Origin of the sequence: Streptomyces sp. YS-3 (genome assembly GCF_045257485.1) — a bacterium.
GTDB lineage: Bacteria > Actinomycetota > Actinomycetes > Streptomycetales > Streptomycetaceae > Streptomyces.
In genome coordinates this window covers 1-5,511 of record NZ_JBJHPC010000486.1, presented here as the reverse complement: position 1 = coordinate 5,511, position 5,511 = coordinate 1, and the positions used below count along the sequence as shown (strand labels likewise).

The window sequence follows — 5,511 nt, the reverse complement described above, 5'->3', positions numbered from 1 at the left end:
CGCGCCCCACCCGTACGCGCCCGCCCAGAAAGGCACCCTCGTGAGTCCGACCGGTCCGACCCAGCAGATCCCCGTCGTGGTCCTCGCGGGCTTCCTCGGCTCGGGCAAGACCACTTTGCTCAACCATCTGCTGCGGGCCGGCCGGGGCACCCGGATCGGGGCGATCGTCAACGACTTCGGATCCATCGAGATCGACGCGATGACCGTGGCCGGACAGCTCGGCGACTCGACTCTCTCGCTCGGCAACGGCTGTCTGTGCTGCGCCGTCGACGCGAGCGAGCTCGACGTGTATCTGGAGAAGCTGACCCGGCCCGCCGCCGGGCTCGACGTCCTCGTCATCGAGGCGAGCGGTCTCGCGGAGCCGCAGGAACTGGTGCGGATGGTGCTGGCCAGCGAGAACCCGCGGGTCGTGTACGGCGGGCTGGTCGAGGTCGTCGACGCCGCCGAGTACGACGCGACCCGGGCGCGGCACCCCGAGATCGACCGCCATCTCGCGGTCGCGGACCTGGTGGTGCTCAACAAGACCGACCGGGTTCCCGGGGCGGAGCTCGACCGGCTGCGGGCGTCCCTCGACGGGGCCGCCCCGGTGGTGGAGGCCGTGTACGGGCGGGTGGACCCCGAGCTGTTCTTCGACCGCCGGCCCAGTACCGAGCGGGTCGGCCAGCTCGCCTTCGAGGATCTGCTGGACGAGGAAGGGGCGCACGAAGAGGCGCACGCAGAGGCGCACGGGCAGGAGTGCGGGCCCGGGTGCGCCCACGCGGGCCATCTGCACACCAGGTACGAGTCCGTCGCCTTCACCTCGGCCGTGCCCATGGACCCGCGCCGGCTGATGGCCTTCCTCGACAGCCGCCCCGAGGGCCTCTACCGCCTCAAGGGGTTCGTCGACTTCGGGCCGGCCGACCCGCTCAACCGGTACGGCGTCCACGCCGTCGGCCCGTTCCTGCGCTTCTACCCGGAGCCCTGGCCGCCCGGCGAGGAGCGGCTGACCCAGCTCGTCCTGATCGGCTCGGGAATCGACACTGGGGGGCTGCGCGCCTCCCTGGACGCGGCCGTGGCGGCGCAGCCGCGGGACACCCCGGACGAGGCCGCCATGTGGGGCGTCCTGCGCTACGTACAGCGGGACGAGACGGAGGAGGCCGACGAGACGCGGGCAGTCCCCGAGGAGGAGGAAGCCGACGGGGCCGACGGGGCCCCGGGCGAGGAGTAGCCCCCCGCCCGCGGCCCGCCGGCCCCGCTGTCGCGCTCGCTCCGGCGATAGCCTGTCCGCCCCGGCTGTCGCCTGCCCGCCCCGGCTACAGCGCGGGACCCGCCAGCACCGACACCGTGTGGCCCAGCGGAGTGCCCGAGCCGTCGCGGCGCGGGTCGGGCTCCGGGAGCTCCACCGGGGTCCCGTTGGCCTGCGCCGCCTTCGCCGGGGCAGCGCCCGCCCAGGCCAGCACCAGCATGTCCTCGCCCTTCAGGAACCGCTGGCAGCGCACCCCGCCGGTGGCCCGGCCCTTGCGCGGATACTGGTCGAACGGTGTCAGCTTGACCGTCGCCGCCGAGTCCCCGAGCAGGGTGCCGCGCGAGCCCGCCACCGTGAACACCACGGCGTCCGCCGCCGGGTCGACCGCGGTGAACGAGATCACCTTGGCGCCGTCGGCGACCTTGATGCCCGCCATACCGCCCGCCGGGCGGCCCTGCGGGCGCACCTGCGAGGCCTGGTAGCGCAGCAACTGGGCGTCGTCCGTGATGAAGACCAGGTCCTCCTCGCCGGTGCGCAGCTCGACCGCGCCGACGATCCGGTCGCCGTCCTTGAGGGAGATGACCTCCAGCTCGTCCTTGTTGGCCGGATAGTCGGGCACCACGCGCTTGACCACGCCCTGCTCGGTGCCGATCGCCAGACCCGGCGACGACTCGTCCAGCGTTGTCAGGCACACCAGGGTCTCGTCGGCCTCCAGCGAGAGGAACTCCGAGACCGGGGCGCCGCCCGAGAGGTTGGGCGCGGCGGCCGTGTCCGGCAGCTGAGGCAGGTCGATCACGGCGAGCCGCAGCAGCCGCCCCGCCGAGGTGACCGCGCCGATGTCACCGCGCTGGGTCGCGGGCACCGCGGAGACGATCACATCGTGCTTGGCGCGGCGCTCGGCCTCCGCGAGCGGTTCCGCGTTCGCGGTGCGCGCCAGCAGGCCCGTCGAGGAGAGCAGCACCCGGCACGGGTCGTCCGCGACCTCCAGCGGCACGGCCGCGACCGGGGCGCCCGCCGACTCCAGCAGCACCGTGCGCCGCTCGGTGCCGAACTTCTTGGCCACCGCGGCCAGTTCGGCCGAGACCAGCTTGCGCAGCTCGCTGTCGGACTCCAGGATGCCGGTCAGCTCGTCGATCTCGCCGGTGAGGCGGTCGCGCTCGCTCTCCAGCTCGATGCGGTCGAACTTGGTGAGGCGGCGCAGCGGGGTGTCCAGAATGTACTGCGTCTGGATCTCGCTGAGCGAGAAGTGCTCGATCAGGCGCTGCTTGGCCTGCGCCGAGTTGTCACTCGACCGGATGAGACGGATGACCTCGTCGATGTCGAGGAGCGCGACGAGCAGGCCCTCCACCAGGTGCAGCCGGTCGCGGCGCTTGGTGCGGCGGAACTCGCTGCGCCGGCGCACCACCTCGAAGCGGTGGTCGAGGTAGACCTCAAGGAGCTCCTTGAGGCCCATGGTGAGCGGCTGGCCGTCCACCAGTGCCACGTTGTTGATGCCGAAGGACTCCTCCATCGGCGTCAGCTTGTAGAGCTGCTCCAGGACGGCTTCCGGGACGAAGCCGTTCTTGACCTCGATGACCAGACGCAGACCGTGCGAGCGGTCGGTGAGGTCCTTGACGTCGGCGATGCCCTGGAGCTTCTTGGAGCCGACCAGGTCCTTGATCTTGGAGATCACCTTCTCCGGGCCGACCGTGAACGGCAGTTCCGTGACGACCAGGCCCTTGCGGCGCGCCGTCACGTTCTCCACCGACACCTTGGCGCGGATCTTGAAGGTGCCGCGGCCCGACTCGTACGCGTCCTTGATGCCGGACAGGCCCACGATCCGGCCACCGGTGGGCAGGTCGGGGCCGGGGACGAAGCGCATCAGCGCTTCCAGGTCCGCGTTGGGGTGCCGGATCAGATGGCGGGCGGCGGCGATGACCTCGCCCAGGTTGTGCGGCGGCATATTGGTCGCCATGCCGACCGCGATCCCGGTCGCGCCGTTGACCAGCAGGTTGGGGAAGGCGGCGGGAAGGGCGACCGGCTCCTGCTCCTGGCCGTCGTAGTTCGGCGAGAAGTCGACGGTGTCCTCGTCGATCGACTCGGTCATCAGCTGGGTGGCGTCGGCCATCCTGCACTCGGTGTACCGCATCGCGGCCGGCGGGTCGTCGTTGCCGAGCGAGCCGAAGTTGCCGTGGCCGTCGACGAGCGGCAGGCGCATGGAGAAGGGCTGCGCCATCCGCACCAGCGCGTCGTAGATCGATGCGTCGCCGTGCGGGTGGAGCTTGCCCATGACCTCGCCGACCACGCGCGCGCACTTCACATAGCCGCGTTCGGGGCGCAGGCCCATCTCGTTCATCTGGTAGACGATGCGGCGGTGGACCGGCTTCATGCCGTCGCGGGCGTCCGGCAGGGCCCGCGAGTAGATCACCGAGTAGGCGTACTCGAGAAAGGAGCCCTGCATTTCGTCCACGACGTCGATGTCGAGGATCTTCTCCTCGAAATCGTCCGGCGGCGGGGTCTTCGTGCTGCGGCGGGCCATCGCGGCTGCGGCTCCTTCACCAACGTGTTCTTCTTAGCGACCACCAACAAGGTCTGCTGCTGACGCCGACCATTGTGGACCGTCCCACTGACAACGCGGACCGCGACCCGGGAACTTCGCCAGGTGTCGGTGCGCTTGCATACAGTGGCAGGACTTCTTCACCGCGATCGAAGGGACGTACATGCCCATGGGTCACACGGCCACCGCCCAGGCCGGCTCCGGCGGCCTGACAGCGACCGAGCACCGGCTGGCCAACGGCCTGCGCGTGGTGCTCTCCGAGGACCACCTGACCCCGGTCGCCGCGGTCTGCCTCTGGTACGACGTGGGCTCCCGCCACGAGGTCAAGGGCCGTACGGGCCTGGCTCACCTCTTCGAGCACCTGATGTTCCAGGGCTCGCACCAGGTCCACGGAAACGGCCACTTCGAACTGGTGCAGGGCGCCGGCGGCTCCCTCAACGGCACCACCAGCTTCGAGCGCACCAACTACTTCGAGACCATGCCGACCCACCAGCTGGAGCTCGCGCTCTGGCTGGAGGCCGACCGCATGGGCTCGCTGCTCTCCGCCCTGGACGAGGAGTCCATGGAGAACCAGCGCGACGTCGTCAAGAACGAGCGCCGCCAGCGGTACGACAACGTGCCCTACGGCACGGCGTTCGAGAAGCTCACCGCGCTGGCCTACCCGGACGGCCACCCGTACCACCACACGCCGATCGGCTCCATGGCCGACCTGGACGCGGCGACCCTGGAGGACGCGCGCGCCTTCTTCCGTACGTACTACGCGCCGAACAACGCGGTCCTCTCGGTCGTCGGCGACATCGATCCCGATCGCACGCTCGCCTGGATCGAGAAGTACTTCGGCTCCATCCCCTCCCACGACGGCAAGCAGCCGCCGCGCGACGGCACGCTGCCCGGCGTCATCGGTGAGCAGCTGCGCGAGGTCGTCCACGAGGACGTGCCCGCGCGCGCCCTGATGGCCGCCTACCGGCTGCCGCACGACGGCACCCGCGAGTGCGACGCCGCGGACCTGGCGCTCACCGTCCTCGGCGGCGGCGAGTCCTCCCGCCTCCACAACCGCCTGGTGCGCCGCGACCAGAGCGCGGTCGCGGCCGGATTCGGTCTGCTGCGCCTGGCCGGCGCCCCCTCGCTCGGCTGGCTGGACGTGAAGACGTCCGGCGGGGTCGACGTCCCCGACATCGAGTCGGCCGTCGACGAGGAGCTCGCCCGGTTCGCCGAAGAGGGCCCCACGGCCGAGGAGATGGAGCGCGCCCAGGCCCAGCTGGAGCGCGAGTGGCTGGACCGGCTCGGCACGGTGGCGGGCCGCGCCGACGAACTCTGCAGGTACGCGGTGCTGTTCGGCGACCCCCAGCTCGCGCTGACCGCCGTCGACCGGGTCCTCGACATCACCGCCGAGGAGGTGCGGGACGTGGCCCGGGCCACCCTGCGCCCGGACAACAGGGCGGTGCTGGTCTACGAGCCGACCACCGCGGCAGCAGACGAGGCGGCCGAGGCCGACGCAGAGGGAGCAGAGCAGTGAGCGAGACCGGCGTGACCATGCAGTTCCACCCCCAGCCGGCCGCCTCGTCTGCTGCCGCGGTGGTCGGCTCGTAGACCAGCACCGCCCTGTTGTCCGGGCGCAGGGTGGCCCGGGCCACGTCCCGCACCTCCTCGGCGGTGATGTCGAGGACCCGGTCGACGGCGGTCAGCGCGAGCTGGGGGTCGCCGAACAGCACCGCGTACCTGCAGAGTTCGTCGGCGCGGCCCGCCACCG

General features: G+C 71.4%; 3 protein-coding genes and 1 pseudogene. 2 read left to right on the top strand and 2 right to left on the bottom strand.

Annotated elements, in window-relative coordinates:
• Positions 1-40 precede the first annotated feature (40 nt).
• Positions 41-1,207, top strand: coding sequence for a CobW family GTP-binding protein (locus ACJA3G_RS28820; RefSeq protein ID WP_406555969.1), 1,167 nt, complete (start codon positions 41-43; stop codon positions 1,205-1,207).
• Positions 1,208-1,292: 85 nt separating this feature from the next.
• Here the strand turns inward: ACJA3G_RS28820 and ACJA3G_RS28815 are convergent, their stop codons facing one another.
• Complete coding sequence (locus ACJA3G_RS28815; RefSeq protein ID WP_406555967.1) at positions 1,293-3,743, bottom strand: DNA topoisomerase (ATP-hydrolyzing) subunit A; 2,451 nt, start codon at positions 3,741-3,743, stop codon at positions 1,293-1,295.
• Between the two features lie 187 nt (positions 3,744-3,930).
• On the opposite strand from ACJA3G_RS28815, the gene ACJA3G_RS28810 reads away from it, so the two are divergent.
• Positions 3,931-5,277: a M16 family metallopeptidase gene (locus ACJA3G_RS28810; protein ID WP_406555968.1), complete on the top strand. Its 1,347-nt coding sequence runs from the start codon at positions 3,931-3,933 to the stop codon at positions 5,275-5,277.
• Positions 5,278-5,320: 43 nt separating this feature from the next.
• Here the strand turns inward: ACJA3G_RS28810 and ACJA3G_RS28805 are convergent.
• Positions 5,321-5,511: pseudogene (locus ACJA3G_RS28805) on the bottom strand (peptidase M16); the annotation flags it as partial.

Bases quoted from the DNA above. Each gene is read 5' to 3' on its own strand.
- ACJA3G_RS28815 (WP_406555967.1), bottom strand. From the start codon at position 3,743: ATGGCCCGCCGCAGCACGAAGACCCCGCCGCCGGACGATTTCGAGGAG.
- ACJA3G_RS28810 (WP_406555968.1), top strand. From the start codon at position 3,931: ATGGGTCACACGGCCACCGCCCAGGCCGGCTCCGGCGGCCTGACAGCG.